The 17,806-nt window shown below is 72.6% G+C and carries 17 protein-coding genes; 10 read left to right on the top strand and 7 right to left on the bottom strand.

Annotated features, from left to right (window positions below; all coding sequences use genetic code 11):
* Positions 1-19 precede the first annotated feature (19 nt).
* Positions 20-694: a UbiX family flavin prenyltransferase gene (locus tag ACZ6B8_RS06180; RefSeq protein ID WP_469250225.1), complete on the top strand. Its 675-nt coding sequence runs from the start codon at positions 20-22 to the stop codon at positions 692-694.
* An 83-nt stretch (positions 695-777) separates the two neighbouring features.
* Here the strand turns inward: ACZ6B8_RS06180 and ACZ6B8_RS06175 are convergent, their stop codons facing one another.
* Complete coding sequence (locus ACZ6B8_RS06175) at positions 778-903, bottom strand: hypothetical protein (RefSeq protein WP_471085097.1); 126 nt, start codon at positions 901-903, stop codon at positions 778-780.
* A gap of 133 nt (positions 904-1,036) precedes the next feature.
* On the opposite strand from ACZ6B8_RS06175, the gene ACZ6B8_RS06170 reads away from it, so the two are divergent.
* The 6 genes from ACZ6B8_RS06170 to ACZ6B8_RS06145 all read left to right on the top strand — a co-directional run bounded on the left by ACZ6B8_RS06170 (position 1,037) and on the right by ACZ6B8_RS06145 (position 6,473).
* The gene (locus tag ACZ6B8_RS06170) at positions 1,037-1,501 is read left to right on the top strand and encodes an Lrp/AsnC family transcriptional regulator (protein ID WP_355820152.1); all 465 of its coding nucleotides are present in this window, start codon (positions 1,037-1,039) and stop codon (positions 1,499-1,501) included.
* An 84-nt stretch (positions 1,502-1,585) separates the two neighbouring features.
* On the top strand, positions 1,586-2,749 hold the full coding sequence (gene mqnE, locus ACZ6B8_RS06165; RefSeq protein ID WP_471084147.1) for an aminofutalosine synthase MqnE: 1,164 nt from the start codon (positions 1,586-1,588) through the stop codon (positions 2,747-2,749).
* A gap of 180 nt (positions 2,750-2,929) precedes the next feature.
* Positions 2,930-3,454 (top strand): GNAT family N-acetyltransferase, encoded by a 525-nt coding sequence (locus ACZ6B8_RS06160; RefSeq protein ID WP_471606408.1) that lies wholly within the window; start codon positions 2,930-2,932, stop codon positions 3,452-3,454.
* A 110-nt stretch (positions 3,455-3,564) separates the two neighbouring features.
* On the top strand, positions 3,565-3,852 hold the full coding sequence (locus tag ACZ6B8_RS06155) for a DUF4229 domain-containing protein (protein ID WP_471084155.1): 288 nt from the start codon (positions 3,565-3,567) through the stop codon (positions 3,850-3,852).
* Between the two features lie 409 nt (positions 3,853-4,261).
* The gene (locus tag ACZ6B8_RS06150) at positions 4,262-5,638 is read left to right on the top strand and encodes a dicarboxylate/amino acid:cation symporter (RefSeq protein WP_471606407.1); all 1,377 of its coding nucleotides are present in this window, start codon (positions 4,262-4,264) and stop codon (positions 5,636-5,638) included.
* Between the two features lie 208 nt (positions 5,639-5,846).
* Positions 5,847-6,473 (top strand): TetR/AcrR family transcriptional regulator, encoded by a 627-nt coding sequence (locus ACZ6B8_RS06145; protein WP_471085025.1) that lies wholly within the window; start codon positions 5,847-5,849, stop codon positions 6,471-6,473.
* Positions 6,474-6,503: 30 nt separating this feature from the next.
* On the opposite strand, the gene ACZ6B8_RS06140 is transcribed toward ACZ6B8_RS06145, so the two are convergent.
* Positions 6,504-7,403 (bottom strand): MaoC family dehydratase, encoded by a 900-nt coding sequence (locus ACZ6B8_RS06140; RefSeq protein WP_471606406.1) that lies wholly within the window; start codon positions 7,401-7,403, stop codon positions 6,504-6,506.
* Positions 7,404-8,031: 628 nt separating this feature from the next.
* Positions 8,032-9,345: a 3-oxoacyl-ACP reductase gene (locus ACZ6B8_RS06135; protein WP_471606405.1), complete on the bottom strand. Its 1,314-nt coding sequence runs from the start codon at positions 9,343-9,345 to the stop codon at positions 8,032-8,034.
* Between the two features lie 72 nt (positions 9,346-9,417).
* Between ACZ6B8_RS06135 and ACZ6B8_RS06130 the strand changes: the two genes are divergently transcribed.
* Positions 9,418-10,695 carry an acetyl-CoA C-acetyltransferase gene (locus ACZ6B8_RS06130; protein ID WP_471606404.1) on the top strand — a complete coding sequence of 426 codons (1,278 nt, stop codon included), beginning with the start codon at positions 9,418-9,420 and terminating at the stop codon, positions 10,693-10,695.
* 119 nt (positions 10,696-10,814) lie between these two features.
* Positions 10,815-12,395, top strand: a complete 1,581-nt coding sequence (locus ACZ6B8_RS06125; RefSeq protein WP_471606403.1) for an alpha/beta hydrolase — start codon at positions 10,815-10,817, stop codon at positions 12,393-12,395.
* A 40-nt stretch (positions 12,396-12,435) separates the two neighbouring features.
* On the opposite strand, the gene ACZ6B8_RS06120 is transcribed toward ACZ6B8_RS06125, so the two are convergent.
* Positions 12,436-13,353 (bottom strand): helix-turn-helix transcriptional regulator, encoded by a 918-nt coding sequence (locus ACZ6B8_RS06120; protein ID WP_471606402.1) that lies wholly within the window; start codon positions 13,351-13,353, stop codon positions 12,436-12,438.
* A 290-nt stretch (positions 13,354-13,643) separates the two neighbouring features.
* Between ACZ6B8_RS06120 and ACZ6B8_RS06115 the strand changes: the two genes are divergently transcribed.
* On the top strand, positions 13,644-15,182 hold the full coding sequence (locus ACZ6B8_RS06115) for an MFS transporter (protein ID WP_471606401.1): 1,539 nt from the start codon (positions 13,644-13,646) through the stop codon (positions 15,180-15,182).
* A 64-nt stretch (positions 15,183-15,246) separates the two neighbouring features.
* Here the strand turns inward: ACZ6B8_RS06115 and ACZ6B8_RS06110 are convergent, their stop codons facing one another.
* From ACZ6B8_RS06110 to ACZ6B8_RS06100, 3 genes are all read right to left on the bottom strand, one after another.
* Positions 15,247-16,284, bottom strand: coding sequence for a molybdopterin-dependent oxidoreductase (locus tag ACZ6B8_RS06110; RefSeq protein WP_471606400.1), 1,038 nt, complete (start codon positions 16,282-16,284; stop codon positions 15,247-15,249).
* Positions 16,281-16,418, bottom strand: coding sequence for a hypothetical protein (locus tag ACZ6B8_RS06105; RefSeq protein WP_471084182.1), 138 nt, complete (start codon positions 16,416-16,418; stop codon positions 16,281-16,283). Before ACZ6B8_RS06105 ends, ACZ6B8_RS06110 begins: the two co-directional genes overlap by 4 nt.
* 122 nt (positions 16,419-16,540) lie before the next feature.
* Positions 16,541-17,710: a lipase family protein gene (locus ACZ6B8_RS06100; protein WP_471606399.1), complete on the bottom strand. Its 1,170-nt coding sequence runs from the start codon at positions 17,708-17,710 to the stop codon at positions 16,541-16,543.
* Positions 17,711-17,806: the final 96 nt, after the last annotated feature.

The following is a 17,806-nucleotide window of genomic DNA, read 5'->3' as shown; positions in this document are numbered from 1 at the left end:
GACGGATAGGCTGCACAGCGTGAACCCAGGAGATACGCAGCGTAGGCCTTGGATCGTGGGGGTGTCGGGCGCCTCCGGCACGCCGTACGCCGCGGCCGTGCTGCGCGCGCTGCTCGCGGCGGGCGAGAGCGTGGACCTCGTCGTGTCGCGCGCCTCACGGCTGACGCTGCTGGACGAGACGGGCATCGCCTTCCGCGACGCGCACTGGCGGGACGACCTGCGGCACTGGCTGGCGCGCGGCGCCGACGGCAAGCCGGGGGTGTTCGACGCCGACGTGTCCGACGTGCGGTACTGGGCCGCCGGTGACCTGGCGGCGGGGCCGTCGTCGGGGTCGTACGCGACGAAGGGGATGCTGATCGTGCCCGCGTCCACGGCGTGTGTGGCCGGGGTGGCGCTGGGGCTCTCGAAGGACCTGCTGCAGCGGTCGGCGAGCGTGACCCTGAAGGAGGGCCGGCGGCTCGTGGTCTGCGTACGGGAGACGCCGCTGAACGGTCAGACGCTGAAGCATCTGGTGAGCCTGGACGAGGCGGGCGCGATCGTGCTGCCCGCCTCTCCGGCGTTCTACGCGGGGGCGACGCACATCCAGGATCTGGTGGACTTCGTCGCCGGGCGGGTGCTCGACGCGGCACGGGTGCCGCACGAGCTGTACCGCCGCTGGAAAGGGGAGCTGGGGGGCGCTTCCCGTGCCGACTGAGCGCCCCGCAAGGGGCGCGGGGAACTGCGCGAGCAACCAGGACGACCCCGCAGCCGGCGCTGATCCGCATCCCAGCGGCGGGCCTACCGCTTCTTGGCGCCCCGCAGCTTCTTGGTGGCCTTGCGCGGCGCCGCGACATTCGCACGCGAGCGGTTGGCCAGGTCCTGAAGCTCCCGCATCCGGGCGTAGGCCATCTCGATCGAGTACACGGGTGACTCACTCCTGAAGGATCGTCGTTGATCTGCTGAGATTGAGAAAGATTCACAGGGGCTAGACCCTGTTGCACCTTAGATTCTACACATAGACTCGCGGTATCGCTGAATAATGAAAGGCATCGCACCTATGGACGCCGTGGACAGGCAGCTCATCCAGGCCCTGCGGGAGAACGGCCGCGCCTCGTACGCCGAACTCGGGCGGCTCGTGGGCCTTTCCGGGCCCAGCGTCACGGACCGGATCAACCGCCTCGAAGCGGCCGGTGTCATCACGGGGTACCGCGCGACCGTCGACTCCGCCTCGCTCGGCCTCGGCGTGATCGCCCTCATCGGCATCTCGCTCTCCGACGCCGCCGACCACGAGGACGTGGCGCGCCGGCTCAAGGACCTGCACGAGATCGAGGACTGCTGGTTCATCGCGGGCGACGACTCCTACATGCTCAAGGTCAGGGCCACCGACGTGGACGGCCTGGAGAAGACGATCCGCCGGCTCAGCGGCACCCGCGGCGTCTCGCGCACGCGCACCACGATCGTGCTCTCCACCAAGTGGGAGAACCGGGTCGGCGAACTCCCCGAGGAGGAAGAGGCCTCGTAGCGGCGCGGGAGGTGGTCCGCGTCCGGTCCGGGCGGGGGCGTACGGTTGGCGGGAGTTTGTCGTAGGGAGAGGTGAGGACCAGGCATGGACGCAGGTCTCAAGCGCGAGCTCGAGCAGAAGGTCCGGGACGGGGAGCGGCTGTCCCGCGAGGACGGCATCGCGCTCTACGAGTCGGACGACCTGGCCTGGCTCGGCGGCCTCGCCCACGAGGTGCGCACGCGCAAGAACGGCGACGTCGTGCACTTCAACGTCAACCGCCACCTCAACATGACCAACGTGTGCACCGCCTCGTGCGCGTACTGCTCCTTCCAGCGCAAGCCGGGCGAGAAGGACGCGTACACGATGCGCATCGAGGAGGCCGTCCGCCTCGCCAAGGCGATGGAGGGCGAGAACCTCACCGAGCTGCACATCGTCAACGGCCTGCACCCGAACCTGCCGTGGCGCTACTACCCGCGCTCGCTCAGCGAGCTCAAGAAGGCGCTCCCCGACGTCTCCCTGAAGGCCTTCACCGCCACCGAGATCCACCACTTCGAGACGATCTCCGGCATGTCGGCCTCCGACATCCTGGACGAGCTGATCGAGGCGGGCCTGGAGTCGCTGACCGGCGGCGGCGCGGAGATCTTCGACTGGGAGGTGCGGCAGCACATCGTCGACCACCGCACCCACTGGGAGGACTGGTCGCGCATCCACCGGCTCGCGCACGAGAAGGGTCTCAAGACCCCCTGCACGATGCTGTACGGCCACATCGAGGAGCCCCGTCACCGGGTCGACCACGTGCTGCGGCTGCGCGAACTCCAGGACGAGACCGGCGGGTTCCAGGTCTTCATCCCGCTGCGCTACCAGCACGACTTCGTGGACATGAAGGACGGCAAGGTCAGGAACCGCCTCCAGGCGCGGACGACCATGGCCTCCGGCGCCGAGGCCCTGAAGACCTTCGCGGTCTCGCGGCTGCTCTTCGACAACGTCCCGCACGTCAAGGTCTTCTGGGTCATGCACGGCCTCCAGACGACCCAGCTCGCGCTCCAGCACGGCGCGGACGACATGGACGGCTCGGTCGTCGAGTACAAGATCACGCATGACGCGGACAACTTCGGCACGCCGAACAAGCTGACCCGCGAGGACCTGCTCGACCTGATCCGCGAGGCGGGCTTCCGCCCGGTCGAGCGGAACACGCGCTACGAGGCGATCCGTGAGTACGACGGCCCCGACCCGCTGCTGCGGGAGACGCCGCAGGCGATGCGGGTCTGAACCGCGCGCGCACCGCACCACGACGAGCCCCGGCCGCCCCGGCCGGGGCTCGTCGCGTCGCCGGACCCGCGACCAGGCGACCGGGCGACCGTGCGACCGTGCGACCAGGGGGATCCGTGGCGCCGACCGGTATGTGAAACACGGTTGAGGCACGGGAGGTGTAATGGCTAACGTCCCCCTATGACGCTTACTTTCCGCCTCGACCCCGAGATCGATGCCGACCTCCGCGACGGCGTCCTCGCCCTCTGGGCCGACGTGTCCAACGCCGGCGGAGCCGTCGGTTTCGTCCCGCCCGTGACCGTCGACGACATCCGCCCCGAGTGGATCAAGCGCCTCACCGAGCTGAGCGAGGGGCGCACCCGGCTCCTCGTGGGGTACGACGAGGAGGGCGCGGTCGCCGCGACCGCGTTCCTCACGTACAACCAGCACCGCCTGATGAAGCACTGGATCTGGCTGTACGTGGTGATGGTCCACCCGCGCCACCAGGGCAAGGGGTACGGCCGCGACCTGATGGCTGCCGCCGCGGACGCCGCCCGCGGTATGCCGGGCGTCGAGGCGATCCGGCTCACCTGCCGCGGCGGCGCGGGCGTGGACCGCTTCTACGCCTCCTGCGGTTACAAGGAGGTCGGGCGGGTGCCCGGCGCCATCCGGGTCGCGCCCGGCGACGACCGCGACGACATCACGATGCTGCTGCCACTCGGCTGACGGGCCCCGCGCGAGGGGCTCCACCCCCTTGCCGGACGCGGCTCCTCCCGTGCTTCACTGGAGGGGCTCGTCCTACTCGGGCCCCTTTCGGAACGGAAGAGTGGATTGACATGCTCCGCTACACGCTGATGCGCCTCGGGATCTTCGTGGGTTGCTTCTTGGTCGTCTGGGGCCTGGTCTACTCCGAGATCCTGCCGCGCGGCCTCGGCGACTCGAACCTCCTGTGGGTGCTGCTGCTCGCGCTGGTCATCTCCGCGCCCATCAGCTTCGTGGTGCTGCGCAAGGAGCGCGACCGCGCCTCGGCCGACGTCGTCGCCCGCGTGGACCGCGCCAAGGCGAACCTGGAGGCGAACCGCACCCAGGAGGACGAGGCGGACGACGCGGCGCGAGCCTCGTGAGCGACGGGGCGCGAGCCTCGTAACCTTCGTCACACACTTCTCGGGACCCCGGTTCCGGAGCACACCGCTCCGGGGCCGGGGTTCCGTGCGTCGGGTTCCGTGCGTCGCGGGGGAGTTGGGGACGCGCTCGTCGGCACCGCCGCGGGGCCAACCCGTTCGCCTGCCTCAAACAAGACCTTTGATGTACTCAAAGTACAAGTGTTAACGTGTTCGACATGAAGACAGCAGCAGCGCACCACCACGCCATGAGCGTCCCGCTCGTGGCGCGCCTGCATGTCGACCTCTGCCGCTGCATGTCCGCGGCCTGTCACATCTGAACGTGACCCCCGCCGCAGCGGCCCGCTGACCCTTCGCGGTCGCCGCTCCCGTACGTCCCCCTCCCCCTGACTTTCCTCACCGGAGTGTGTCCGTGTCCGCGAATTCCGCGACGCCCGCCGACCAGGCAGGCGACACCGAGAAGCCCCAGTCCGGCTTCCGGATACCCAAGTTCCTCAAGATCCCCTTCTGGGCGCAGATCCTCGGCGGTCTGGTGCTCGGCGTCCTGCTCGGCTGGATAGCCCGCGACCAGGACGTCGACTGGCTCGTCACCACCCTCTCCAAGGTCGGCGACACCTTCATCGGCCTGCTGAAGCTCGCGGTCGCCCCGCTCGTCTTCTTCGCGATCCTGGTGTCGATCACCAACCTGCGGAAGGTCAACAACGCCGCGCGGCTCGCCACCCGCACGCTGCTCTGGTTCATGATCACGTCGCTGATCGCGGTGGCCATCGGCCTTGCCATCGGCCTGCTCACCAACCCCGGCTCCGGCACCGGCCTCACCCCGAAGGACGGCAAGGCGCCCGACCACGCGGGCTCCTGGATCGACTTCCTGACCGGGATCATCCCGACGGACGTCGTCACGCCGTTCACCGAGCTGAACGTCCTGCAGATCGTCTTCATGGCCGCCGTCGCCGGCATCGCCGTCCTGAAGATCGGCGACAAGGCGAAGCCGATCCTGGAACTGAGCGAGTCCGTCCTCGCACTGCTGCAGAAGGCCCTGTGGTGGGTCATCAAGCTCTCCCCGATCGGCACCGTCGGCCTCATCGGCTTCGCCATCGCGGACTACGGCTGGAACCTCATCAGCAAGTACGCGACGTTCACCGCGGACATCTACATCGGCTGCGCCCTGGTCCTCTTCGGCGTCTACCCGCTGCTGCTCGCCACCGTCGCCAAGGTCAACCCGCTGCAGTTCTTCAAGGGCGCCTGGCCCGCGATCCAGCTGGCCTTCGTCTCCCGCTCCTCGGTCGGCACCATGCCGATCACCCAGAAGGTCACCGAGCGGCTCGGCGTCCCGAAGGAGTACACGTCCTTCGCGGTGCCCTTCGGCGCCACGACGAAGATGGACGGCTGCGCCGCCATCTACCCGGCCATCGCCGCGATCTTCGTCGCGCAGATCTTCGACGTGCACATGGGCGTCAAGGACTACCTGCTCATCGCGTTCGTGTCGGTCGTCGGATCGGCCGCGACGGCGGGCCTGACGGGCGCCACGGTCATGCTGACGCTGACCCTCTCCACGCTCGGCCTGCCGATGGAGGGCGTGGGCCTGCTCCTCGCCATCGACCCGGTCCTGGACATGATGCGCACGGCGACGAACGTCGCCGGGCAGGCGCTCGTGCCGGTGATCGTCGCTGCGCGCGAGAAGATCCTGGACCGTGAGGCGTACGAGAACGCGTCGGCCGCTTCGCTGGACGAGTTCGACGCGGTGGACGACGCGGCGCCGTCGCCGCGCGCGGTGCCCGCGGCCGCCTGACGGCTCGTCCGCCGGCTCCGCCTGTTCCGCCGGCGCCTTGTTCGCGCTGAAGCCCCGTCCCGGGGAGCTGACTTTCGGGGCGGGGCTTCGTCGTCTCCGGTCATCGTGCCCCGGCTCTCGATGACCGTACGCTGACGGGGGAAACGGACAGCGTGGAAAGGCGGGGGCCGGGGTGGGCGAGGCGGGTGTGAAGCGGCGGCAGAAGAGGATGCCGCGGGCCGTGCGGGAGCAGCAGATGCTGGACGCGGCGGTGCGGACGTTCGGGCAACGGGGGTACCGGGCCGCTTCCATGGACGAGATCGCGGAGCTCGCCGGGGTCTCCAAGCCCCTCGTGTATCTGTACCTGAACTCCAAGGAAGAGCTCTTCAGCGCCTGCATCCGGCGGGAGGCGGAGGCGCTCGTCGCGGCGGTGCGCGAGGGGGCGAGCGGGGTCGCCGCGGCGGGGGAGCCGGCGGACCGGCAGCTGTGGGACGGGCTGCGGGCGTTCTTCACGCACACCGCCGAGCGGCCCGACGGGTGGGCCGTGCTGCACAGTCAGGCGCGGACGCAGGGGGAGCCGTTCGCCGCCGAAGTCGCCGCGATGCGGGAGGAGATCGTCGCGTTCGTGACGTCGCTGATCGCGCAGGCGGCGCGGACGGCGCACGGCGATCCCTCGCTGCGGGACCGCGAGGTCGCGGGTCTCGCGCAGGCGCTGGTGGGTGCGGCGGAGTCGCTGGCGGGGTGGGCCAACACGGACGGGTCGGTGTCGGCGCGGGAGGCGGCGGCGACGCTGATGAACTTCGCGTGGGCGGGGCTGGGGGGCCTCATGGAGGGGCGCCGGTGGTCGCCGGCGTGAGCGCGGGTGGCCTTCGGCGTGCGGGGTCGGTCAGCGGGGTGCGGGCGCGATCTCGCCGGTGAGGTGGGTTTTCCCGGTGGGGGAGCGGAGTTCGAAGGTGGTGGGGGTGGGGGTGGCGTACGTGACGGTGGAGGGGAGGAGCACGGGGGTGCGGAACTCCGCCCTGACGTGGGCGGAGCCGGAGCCGGAGCCGGAGCCGGAGCCGGAGCCGGGGCTCTCGGTCCGAGAGGGGTCCTGTTCCGCCAGGCAGCGGGCGAAGGTCCACATGCCGTGGGCGATGGCGCGGGGGAAGCCGAAGGGGCGGGCGGTGAGCGGGTGCAGGTGGATGGGGTTGCGGTCACCGCTGACGGCGGCGTAGCGGCGGCCGAGGTCGGCGGGGAGGGGCCACTCGGTTCCGGGGGGTGGGGGTGCGGGAGCGGGCTGATGAGGGGTGTGGGTGTGGGTGTGGGCGTTGGGCTTCGGGGTGTTGGTTTTGTGGCGTGCGAGGTAGGTGCTGCGGGAGTGCCAGAGGAGTTCGCCGTGGAGGCTGGCCTCGGTGGTGAGGGTGGCCTCGGTGCCGCGGTGGTGGGGGGTCAAGGTCTCTGTGTGGACGGTGAGTTGGAGCTGCTCGGAGCCTGAGGTCGTACGGGGGAGGGGGCGGTGCTGGGTGATCTCGATGGAGGTGTGGACCAGGCCGAGGAGCGGGAGCGGGAAGTCGCGGGCGGCCATCAGGCGCAGGGCCAGGGGGAACGCGAGGACGTGCGGGTAGGTGAGGGGGAGCGCGTCTCCGGCTCCGAAGCCGCAGATCTCCTCGTAGGCGGCGAGGTGGTCCGGGTCGGGGGTGGTGGTGAGGGTGAGACGGGTGGAGGGCGGGACGGCGTCGGGGCGGGGTCGTTTGAGGGGGGAGAGGGCGGCGGCGCGGAGGAGGGTGAGGGGGAGGGGTGTGGGCATGAGGGGCCTTCCGTGGGTGAGTGTTCGCTGGGGGGGGGGGCGTGCGTCTGCGCCTGGGGTTCGTCTTGGGGTGCGGGGCCGTGGGGGTATGTGCGTACTCGCCATCCCTGCGGCGCTGCCTCGCGGACAATGTTGCTATTGCGTGCTCGGTGCTCCGTGCGCACATACCCCCACGTCCCCTTCCGTCTCGTACGCGGGTGCGGCCCGGCGGGGCGCCTGTGCCGACTCCCGCCAGGGTCGTACGGGATGATCGCCGTCCCGCCAAACTCCGACGGCACGTCGCGAGGCGCCCCCCTCGCGCCAACTCCCGCGGTGTGGAGCGCCGGTAGCCCGCCCGGCCGGGCGACCCGGGGATAGCCCACCCACCCGCTCCACTCCAACGCTGTGACGCGAGGCGACCCCGCCTATCCGGTCCAGCTCCTCTCGTACGTGGGAGGGGTGGCCGACCCACCCGCCCCAGCTCCGACGGTGTGACGCGAGGTGACCCGCCCACCCGGCCCAGCTCCCCTCGTACGTCGCGGGGTGAACGGGTGGGTGGGTGGGATACATCAGCCGTGGAGCGGCGGGGCCCACCCACCCAGCCCCGCAGGGCGGCGCCGGGCAACCCATGTCCGCCCGAGCCGTGCCGCTAGGCACCTAGCAGGCTCTGGCCGCAGACCCGTACCGTCTGGCCGTTCACTCCTCCCTGCGCCAGCCATGACGTCGTCTCCGCCACGTCCACGGGGCGGCCGCCCTGCGCGAGGGAGTTCATGCGGCGGCCCGCCTCGCGGATGAGCAGCGGTACCGCCGCCGTCATCTTCGTCTCGATGAAGCCGGGGGCCACCGCGTTCACCGTCACCCCGTGCTCCGCCAGCGCCCGCGGCCCCAGCGAGCGGACGAAGCCGATCACGCCCGCCTTGCTCGCGGCGTAGTTCGTCTGGCCCGCGTTGCCCGCGATCCCCGCGATCGAGGCCGTGGCGACGATCCGGCCCCCGGGCCGGAACGCGCCCGCCTTGAGCAGCGCGTCCGTCGTGGTGAGCACCGCCCCGAGGTTCACGTCGACGACCTGTTCCCAGCGGTCTTTCGCCATGTTGGCCAGCTTGCGGTCCCGGGTGATGCCCGCGTTGTGGACGAGGACGTCCACGCAGCCGTCCGGCAGCGCCGCGACGATCCGCTCGCCGGCGTCCGGCGCCGTGATGTCGAGGGGCAGCGCCGTGCCGCCGAGGCGGTCCGCGACACGGGTCAGGTCCTGCCGGGCCGAGGGGACGTCGAGGAGGACGACCGTGGCGCCGTCCCGGTGGAGGACCTCCGCGACCGCCTCGCCGATGCCGCGCGCCGCGCCCGTCACCAGGGCGGTGCGGCCCGCCAGCGGGCGGTCCCAGTCGGCGGGCGCCGCCACCGTTTCGGCGGGGCCGGTCTCGATCACCTGGCCGGTCACGTAGGCCGACTTGGGGGAGAGCAGGAAGCGCAGGGTGGACTCGGCGGTGGCTATCGGGCCGCGGACGCGGACGAGTGAGGCGGTGCGGCCCCGGCCGAGCTCCTTGGCCAGGGAGCGGGTGAATCCCTCCAACGCCTGCTGTGCGGCCGCCTGGTGGTGGTCGGACCCGTCCGGCGGGGAGCCGAGGAGCACGACACGGCCGTTGTCCGCCACGGTGCGCACCACCGGGTGCAGGGCCCGGTGGACCTCGGCCAGCGCCCGTGGGCCGCCTACCGCCGTCGCGTCGAGGACAACTGCCGCGGGAGCGACGGACGTTGTCCTCGGCGGGTGGCCCGTCGACGTCAGGAGGGTCGGGAGGTCCTTCGCGTACGGGGATGCGCCTGTCGTCAGGAGCAGCAACTCGCCGTTCAGAGAGGGGTGTTCCCGGCTCCAGCGGCGCAGGGGTGTCGGCTGGGGGAGGCCCAGGCGGCGGGTGAGGAAGCGGCCGGGTGCCGTGGCGGTGAAGGTCAGGTAGCGGTCGGCCATTGTCCAACTCCCAGCTCGGTCGTAAATTTACTTCTGAGTAAGGTTACTCAAGGGTCAGGAGCTGGTCGAGACATGAGTCTTCCCTCTGTGCGCCGGGTCGCCGTGCTGGGCGGCAGCCGCATACCGTTCGCGCGGTCCGACGGGCCGTACGCCACCGCGTCGAACCAGGAGATGCTGACCGCCGCCGTCGACGGCCTCGTGGAGCGGTACGGGCTCCACGGGCCGGGCGCCGTCGGGGAGTTCGTCGCCGGCGCCGTGCTCAAGCACAGCCGGGACTTCAACCTCACCCGCGAGGTCGTCCTCGGCTCGGCCCTCGACTCCCGCACCCCCGCCTTCGATCTGCAGCAGGCCTGCGGCACCGGGCTCCAGGCCGTCGTCACCGTCGCCAACAAGGTCATGCTCGGGCAGCTCGATTCGGGCGTCGCCGGCGGGGCGGACACGGCGAGCGACGCGCCCCTCGGGGTCAACGACGAGCTGCGGAGGATCCTGCTGGCCGCCCGCCGGGCCAGGACACCCGGGGGCCGGCTGCGGGCCCTGGGGCGGGTGCGTCCCCGCCATCTCGTGCCGGACATCCCGCGCAACGCCGAACCCCGCACCGGCCTCTCCATGGGCGAGCACGCCGCGGTGACCGCCCGCGCCTGGGGCATCTCGCGCGCGGCGCAGGACGAGCTCGCGGCGGCCAGTCACCAGCGGCTCGCGGCGGCGTACGAGCGGGGGTTCATGGACCGTCTCGTCGTGCCGTTCCGCGGGCTCGCGCGGGACCAGAACCTGCGGCCAGGGTCGACCACGGAGGCGCTCGCCCGGCTGAAGCCCGTGTTCGGCACCGGCGCGCCGGACGCGACCATGACCGCGGGCAACTCCACCCCGCTGACGGACGGCGCCGCCGTCGCCCTGCTCGGCAGCGAGGAGTGGGCCGCGGCGCGGGGACTCGAACCGCTCGCGTACCTCGTCGCCTGCGAGAGCGCGGCGGTGGACTTCGTCCACGGCGATGTCGCGGGAGGCGAGGACGGGCTGCTGATGGCGCCCGCGTACGCGGTGCCCCGGATGCTGGAGCGCGCCGGCCTCGGACTCGGCGACTTCGACTTCGTGGAGGTGCACGAGGCCTTCGCCTCGCAGGTGCTCGCCACGCTCGCCGCCTGGGGGAAGCGGGGCCTCGGCGCCGTGGACCGGGCGCGCCTGAATGTCGCCGGGTCCTCGCTCGCCACCGGTCACCCGTTCGCGGCGACCGGCGCCCGGATCGTCGCCACCCTGGCCGAGCTGCTCGCCGAGCGGGGGCGGCCGGGGCGGGGGCTCGTCTCCATCTGCGCGGCGGGCGGGCAGGGGGTCACGGCGATCCTGGAGCGGGACTGAGGGAGACGCCGCCCGGCACGGAGAGTAGCGGGTGTGCGCGTACGGTCACCCTGCGCTGAACGGGCGAGGGGCCCGGGGCGCCCTTAGGGTGAGCGAGGGGCATACCCAGGGAGGTTGCCGTGCGTGGAGCTGGTGCCATAGCCCGAGTCACCGTGCTGGCCGTCGTGGGAGCGGGAGTGCCGGGCCTGGCCTCGGCCGCTGCCGTCGCCGACGGCGGCGGCAGCGGACGGCCCGACCTGTCGCGCTACTACACGCAGAAGATCAAATGGGCCGCGTGCAAGGGCGGCACCGAGGCCATGGCGGAGGCCACCGGCGGGGCCAAGGACTTCCGGTGCGGGCACGTCTCCGTACCGATCGACTACGCCAGACCGGGCAGCGGAAGCGTCGACATCGCGATGATCCGGCTGAAGTCCAGCGCGAGCGGCACGCCCCGCGGCTCCCTGCTCCTGAACTTCGGCGGCCCCGGCGGTCCCGGCGTCTCCGCGCTCGCCGGCGCGCAGAAGGAGTTCGACTTCCTGAGCAAGGAGTACGACATCGTCTCCTTCGACCCGCGCGGCGTCGGCCTGAGCGAGCCCGTCAGCTGCGGCGACGCCGATCAGGGCACCGACCCCGCCGCGGGGGACCCGGACGACCCGGCCGCCGTCCTGAAGGAGCTGCGCAAGGTCGCCGAGGAGTGCGAGAAGCGGTCCGGGCCGGTCCTCGCACACATGGGGACCGTCAACGTCTCCCGCGACATGGACGTGATGCGACAGGCCCTCGGCGACAAGAAGCTCAACTACCTGGGGTTCTCGTACGGGACGCGGCTCGGCGCCGTCTACGCCGCCCAGTTCCCGAAGAAGGTCGGGCGGATGACGCTGGACGGCGTGGACACGCTGACCGAGCCCGTCGCCGCGCAGTCCCTCGCCACCGCCGAGGGCCGGCAGACCGCCCTCGACAACTTCCTCGCCTGGTGCACCGGGAACGCCGGGTGCGTCTTCGGCACCGACTCCCGCTCCGCGCGGGCCGGCATGGTCAAGCTCGTCGAGCAGATGGACGAGATGCCGCTCCAGTCCATGGACGGCCAGGAGTTCACCGGTCAGGACGTCGTCGGCGTGCTCAGCCAGGCCCTGTACAGCCGGCAGGCCTGGCCCGCGCTGTCCCAGGCCCTCGGCGCGCTGCTCGCCGACGGGGACCCGCGGGCGCTGATCCGGATGAGCGGCGGGCTGCCGGGCGGGGTGCTGCCCGGCGGGGCCGCGGGCGACCTGTCCGGCGACGAGGTGCCCGCGGACAACCTGACCGCCGCCCTCATGGGCGTGAACTGCGCCGACGACCCCGACCGGCCCGACGCCGCCCATATCGAGAAGGAGATCGGCAGGCTCCAGAAGGAGTTCGACGAGGCGTCGCCGGTCTTCGGCAAGTCGATGATGATGCCGGTCCTGCTGTGCTTCGGCCGGCCGGCCGGGACCCGCTACATCCGGGACGACGTACGGGACGTGAAGACGCCGAAGCTGCTGCTCGTCGGCACGCGGGGCGACCCGGCCACGCCGTACCGGTGGACCGAGGAGACCGCGCGCCGGCTCGGGCCGCAGGCCGTCGTCCTGGACAACAAGGGTGACGGGCACACCGGTTACCTCGGCTCCAAGTGCGTGCAGGAGAAGGTGGACGGGTTCCTGCTGTACGGGGAGATGCCGAAGAACGGGAGCTCGTGCGCGGCCGAGTGAGCGGGGGCCCGGGGCCGGGTCCCGGGTGCGGGGTGCGGGGTCAGGTCAGGTTCAGCATCGCCTTCTCGTCCGGGGTGCCGGGCGGGGCCTGGTAGACCACCAGGCGCTGGCCGCCCGTCCGCGCCAGCGTCATCACCTCGTACGTGAGGGTCATCGCGCCGACGTCCGGGTGCTCGAACGACTTGGTGCCGCCGCCGCGCTCGCACACGTCGTACCGCTCCCATATGCGGGCGAACTCGGGTGACTTCAGGAGGAGTTCGCCGACCAGGTTCCGCAGTTCGGGCGAGTCGGTGTCGGTGCCGCCGATCGCGCGCAGGTGCGAGACCGACTTGGCGACGGTCGCCTCCCACGGCTGGTACAGGACGCGGCCCACGGGGTGCAGGAAGAGGTACCGCAGGACGTTGCGCTGCTCGTCGGGCCAGTCCCAGAGGCCGGGGAGCAGGGCCTTGCCGGGGGCGTTGGCGGCCAGCATGTAGCTGTGCCGGCTCACCACGTACGCGGGGAGCGGGGCCACCGCGTCCAGCATGCGCAGAGTGGAGTCGCGCACCGTGTGGTCGGCCGTGGGGTGCGGCTCCGTGAGCCGGCCGGAGGCCAGTTCGGCCAGGTCGCGCAGGCGGTCGTGGGCGTCGCCGGTGAGGCGCAGGGCGCGCGCGAGGGCGTCGATGACGGGGGGCGAGGGGTTCGTCTCACGGCCGCGCTCAAGGCGCGTGTAGTAGTCGACGCTCACCCCGGCCAGGGTGGCGAGCTCCTCGCGGCGCAGGCCCGGGGTGCGGCGCAGGCCGGTGCCGGCCGGGAGGCCCGCCTCCGCGGGGGTCACGCGGGCGCGGCGGGCGCGGAGGTAGCGGCCCAGTTCCGTGCCGGTGCCGGTGCCGTTGCCGGTGCCGGCGGCTTGGGCGGGGGCGGGGGCCTGGGCGGTCGGGGCCGCCGGGGTGGCCGGGCTCGCTGTGCTTTCCGTCATGCGGCCATTGTCCCTGGCGGGGGTCCGGCGTGGGGGGCTGTGTCAGGGCCTGGAACGCGGGACCCCGGTGAGGTGCGGCCTGCCACGGCGGGCGGGATCGGCGCAGAGTAGGGGATGTCCGGACGGCACGGTGGTCCGGGGCCCAGGTGGCGTGTCTCGCCGGCCGCGGCCCCCGAGACCGATCCCGTCCGGCGGTCCTCTTCGCCGCTCCGCGGCGGGGCCGTTGCGCCGCACCCGCTGTGAGCGCACACCCCGCCGCGGAGCGGCGATCACGTAACCGTAGGAGCCCCATGTCACTCGCCCGGCACCCCGGCCCGCCCACCAAGGCCCGGTCCTCCTCGCTGGCCCTTGTCGCCTCGCTGCTCGGCTTCACCGTCATCACCATCGACGTCACCGCCGTGAACATCGCGCTGCCCGACATCCGCGCCACCCTGCACGGCGGCATGGCGGGGCTCCAGTGGGTCGTCGACGCCTACACCCTCATGTTCGCCGCGCTGATGCTGTCCGCCGGGGCGCTCGCCGACCGGGCGGGGGCGCGGCGGGCGTACGCCTGGGGCGTCGGGCTCTTCACCGCGGCTTCGCTGGCCTGCGCCCTCGCCCCCGGCATCGGCGCGCTGATCGCCGCACGCGTCGCCCAGGGCGCCGGTGCCGCCGTCGTGATGCCCGCGTCCCTCGCGCTGATCCGGCAGGCCTACGACGACCCGCGCCGGCGCGCCCGCGCCATCGCGCTGTGGACGGTGGGCGGATCCGTGGCCGTCGCGGTCGGCCCCGTGCTCGGCGGCATCCTCACCGAGAGCGCGGGATGGCGCTCGGTCTTCCTGCTCAACCTGCCCGTCGGCGCCGTGATCCTCGCCCTGCTGGCCCGCACCGCCCCCTCGCCGCGCCGGCCCGCGCCGCTCGACCTCGCCGGTCAGGTGACCGCCGTCCTCACTCTCGCGGGGCTCGCGTTCGCGGTCATCGAGGGCGGGCACCTGGGGTGGACCAGCGCGCCCGTGCTCGGCGCCTTCGCCGTGGCGCTCGCCTCCGGCATCGGCTTCCACGCCGCCGAGAAGCGGCACCGCGCGCCGATGGTCCCGCTCGCCCTGCTGCGCCGGCGTCCGGTCGCCGTCGCCCTCGCGGTCGGCTTCGCGGTCAACGCCGGGTTCTACGGCGTGACCTTCCTCCTCGGCCTCTACTACCAGCAGTTGCGCGGCATGTCGGGCGTCGGGGCGGGGCTGATGTTCGTGCCGCTCGCCGTGTTCATCACCGCCACCAACCTCGTCTCGCCGCGGGCCGCCGAGCGGTTCGGCCGGCGCCGGGTCATCGTCATCGGGCAGGCGGTCCTCGCCCTCGCCATGTTCGTGCTGGTCCCGCTGAACGCCGGTACGCCGCTGTGGCTCGTCCTCGTCCTGCTCGTACCGACCGGCCTCGGCGGCGCCTTCGCCGTCCCCGCGCTCACCGCCCAGCTGATGGACAGCGTCCCCGGCGAGCGCGCGGGCACCGCGTCCGGTCTGCTCAACTCCCTGCGCCAGACGGGCGGCGCGATGTCCGTGGCCCTCTTCGGGGCGCTGCTCGCGGGCGGTGGCGAGGGCGAAGGCGCCGCCGGGTTCTCGCTCGCCGGGATGCACACGGGGCTCGTCGTCGTGGGCGTCACCCTGTGCGTGACGACGGCGCTGGCCGCGTGGCTGCTGCCGCGTACGGAGACGGTGTCGCAGCCGGCCCCGAAGGCGTCCTCCACGACGGCCTCGGAGGCGCCCGCCTCGTCGGCCCCGGCGTCGGGATCGGAGTCGGCTTGCGCCTCGTCGGCCCCGAAGCCGGGCGCGGAGCTTGCCTCCGCCACCTCCTCGTGAAGCAGCGTGCAGCGCACCGCACCGCATCACCCCGCACTACCCGGCCCCACCCCGCGCGCCGGCGCTACCGCACCGTGAACGCCACCTCATGCACCGAGTTCCGCGAACCCGGCGGCGGCTGCACCCGCCCCCGCGCGTCCCGCGCCCGCGAGCGGACCGTGTGCGCGCCCCGCGCGAGCGTGCGCCGCAGGGAGAAGCCCTGCCAGGCCGGCTCGGAGCCCAGGGCGTCGAGGACGGCCGGCTCCCACGGGCCGCCGTCGACGGAGAGGTCGAGGCCGACGACCTCGGTCGTGGACCACGTACGCCCCCTGAACGTCACCGTGCCCGGGGGCAGTTCGGCGCCCGGCGCGGGCGAGAGGATCTTGCTGTTGACGTCGACCTCGCGCACCGGCCGCGGCGCGTCGTCGCCCGGCAGGGTCCGGGTGTAGTACGTCGTCGTGAACATGTGCCGGGGCCGCTCGTCCGTCAGGACGATCCTGGTCAGCCACTTCACCGAGTTCGTGCCGAACATGCGGGGGACCACGGCCCGCAGCGGCCGGCCGTGCGGGGCGCGCAGCGGCTCGCCGTTCATGCCGTGGGCCAGGAACACCTGGCGGTGCGCCGTCTCCAGGGGGAGGTCCTTCAGGTACGAGATGCCCTCCTCGTCCCCGAACGAGCCGGTGTCCGCGCCCTCGAGAACGACGTGCCGGGCCGTGGGCAGCGGGCGCGCGCGGTCGAGGAGCGTGGCCAGCCGCAGCCCCGTCCACTCCACGTTCGTCACCGCGCGCGTCGGCACGTCGGGACGGAACGGGCTGCCGAAGCACTCGTGCACGGCGGTGAGCCGCTCGGACGGGAGCGCGAGGAGCGCCGCCAGGTCCAGACGCAGGGGGCGCTCGACCAGGCCCTCCACCGTCAGGGACCACTCCGCGACGTCGACGTCGGGCAGCCCCAGGTGGGTGCGGACGAAGACGTGGTCCACCGGAGTGACGAAGTCGGGGCCGGGCGCGGGATCGGCCAGCGACGGGTCGCCGGGCGGAGGCGTCAGCGACGCGACGGCAGGTGTCAGTGGCGCCGCGGGAGACGTCAGCGGTCCGGACGGGGGCTGCGGGGGGCGTGCGGTCATCGGGCGGCTCCCTGGACGGGCCCCTCCGGTTCGATGTCCGGCTCCGCCGCCCCGCGCGGCGGCCCCGTGTCGGTCGCCTTCATCGCCAGGACGAACAGGGCCAGCAGAGCCAGGGCCGTGGGCATGATCAGCATGACGAGAAGTCCCCCCGGTTCTCGAAGCACGGCAGGAACCCTGAGAACGATCCCTGCGAACTCGAAGATCCTAGGGGGACGGCGGGACGCTGCCCACTTGTTTTCCGCGGCGCGGCGGACGTTCAGCAGTTGCCGCGCGCCACCCTCCCCGCGAACCGGTCCGCCAGCCACTGCGCCGCGAACGGGCTCTGCGTGATCACTCCGCTGACGTGCTCGCCGACCGGCACCGTGTGCCACTCCACGTTCGCGCCGCGCGCACACCAGTCCTCGCGCACCTGCCTGCCGACGCCGTACGGGATGAGCTCGTCGCCGAGCGCGTGGTACTGGTACACCGGCGCGTCCGGCTTGACCGTGCCGACCTTGGACTCGTTCAGCCGCCGCTGCCAGTCGGGCTGTTCGAGCGGGTTCTTCGTGGTCATCGACGCGATCGTCTTGAACGAGCCGAGCACCGCTCCGTCCGCGACGCAGGTGTTCTTCATCGCCCCGACGAGAGTGCGGCCCAACGGGTTGAGGTAGGAGTCGAGCTTCAGCTCCGGGAACGCCGCGTTCTGGCCGATCGCCGCCATGAAGATCAGGCCCGAGCCGTAACCGCCGTCGTTGAACTTCGCCACCTTCAGCAGGTCGCCCGGGACGCCGCCGGTCGCCGTCCCCTTGACGTCGAGATCGGGCGCGTACGAGCCGTGCAGTTCGGCCGCCCACGACGAGGCCTGGCCGCCCTGCGAGTACCCCATGATGCCGACCGGCGTGTCCGTGCCGAGGCCCGCCTCCGGCAGCCGGATCGCGGCGCGTGCGGCGTCCAGCATGGCCTGGCCCTCGGCGCGGCCCACCGTGTACGTGTGGTCGCCGGGGGTGCCGAGGCCCTCGTAGTCGGTGACGGCCACCGCCCAGCCGCGCAGGGTGAGCTGCTGGATGAGGTTGGCCTCCACGGCGGTGCCGTCGGGGAAGCCGGCGCTGGGGGCGCAGCGGTCGGCGACGCCGACGGTGCCGACGGCGTAGGTGATCAGCGGGCGCGGGCCCTTCCTGCCGTCCTGCGGCACGATGACCGTGCCCGTGACGGTGTTCGGCGCTCCGGTGGCCGTGGTCGAGCGGTACGCGATCTTCCAGGCCTTGGTGTTGGTCGGCTGCCCCGGCAGGGGGTGGAAGCTGCTCGGCGCGGAGCTCACGACGTCGCCGGGGGAACCGGCGGCGGCGCGGTCGTCGGCGTGCGCCGCGGTGAGCGGGGTGACGGCCGTCAGTCCGAGCGCGGCCACCACGGCCCACGCTCTGGCTCGGGCGCTGGTGCGTGTGTGCATGCGGCACTCCCAACTGTTCTCAGGGGGTGGGGCGGTACGGCAACGACCGTACTGACCTGCGAGTAAGTTCGGGGCTGACCGGGACGCTCACCTTCG

This window comes from Streptomyces sp. NPDC041122 (assembly GCF_055592445.1).
This window is presented reverse-complemented; position numbering and strand designations above follow the sequence as displayed.

Coding starts and splice junctions, on each gene's coding strand:
- mqnE (WP_471084147.1), top strand. CDS start 1,586: ATGGACGCAGGTCTCAAGCGCGAGCTCGAGCAGAAGGTCCGGGACGGG.
- ACZ6B8_RS06135 (WP_471606405.1), bottom strand. CDS start 9,345: ATGGCCGACCGCTACCTGACCTTCACCGCCACGGCACCCGGCCGCTTC.
- ACZ6B8_RS06105 (WP_471084182.1), bottom strand. CDS start 16,418: ATGCTGATCATGCCCACGGCCCTGGCTCTGCTGGCCCTGTTCGTCCTG.
- ACZ6B8_RS06140 (WP_471606406.1), bottom strand. CDS start 7,403: ATGCCCACACCCCTCCCCCTCACCCTCCTCCGCGCCGCCGCCCTCTCC.
- ACZ6B8_RS06170 (WP_355820152.1), top strand. CDS start 1,037: ATGGACGCCGTGGACAGGCAGCTCATCCAGGCCCTGCGGGAGAACGGC.
- ACZ6B8_RS06160 (WP_471606408.1), top strand. CDS start 2,930: ATGACGCTTACTTTCCGCCTCGACCCCGAGATCGATGCCGACCTCCGC.
- ACZ6B8_RS06145 (WP_471085025.1), top strand. CDS start 5,847: ATGCCGCGGGCCGTGCGGGAGCAGCAGATGCTGGACGCGGCGGTGCGG.
- ACZ6B8_RS06155 (WP_471084155.1), top strand. CDS start 3,565: ATGCTCCGCTACACGCTGATGCGCCTCGGGATCTTCGTGGGTTGCTTC.
- ACZ6B8_RS06100 (WP_471606399.1), bottom strand. CDS start 17,710: ATGCACACACGCACCAGCGCCCGAGCCAGAGCGTGGGCCGTGGTGGCC.
- ACZ6B8_RS06120 (WP_471606402.1), bottom strand. CDS start 13,353: ATGACGGAAAGCACAGCGAGCCCGGCCACCCCGGCGGCCCCGACCGCC.
- ACZ6B8_RS06115 (WP_471606401.1), top strand. CDS start 13,644: ATGTCACTCGCCCGGCACCCCGGCCCGCCCACCAAGGCCCGGTCCTCC.
- ACZ6B8_RS06130 (WP_471606404.1), top strand. CDS start 9,418: ATGAGTCTTCCCTCTGTGCGCCGGGTCGCCGTGCTGGGCGGCAGCCGC.
- ACZ6B8_RS06110 (WP_471606400.1), bottom strand. CDS start 16,284: ATGACCGCACGCCCCCCGCAGCCCCCGTCCGGACCGCTGACGTCTCCC.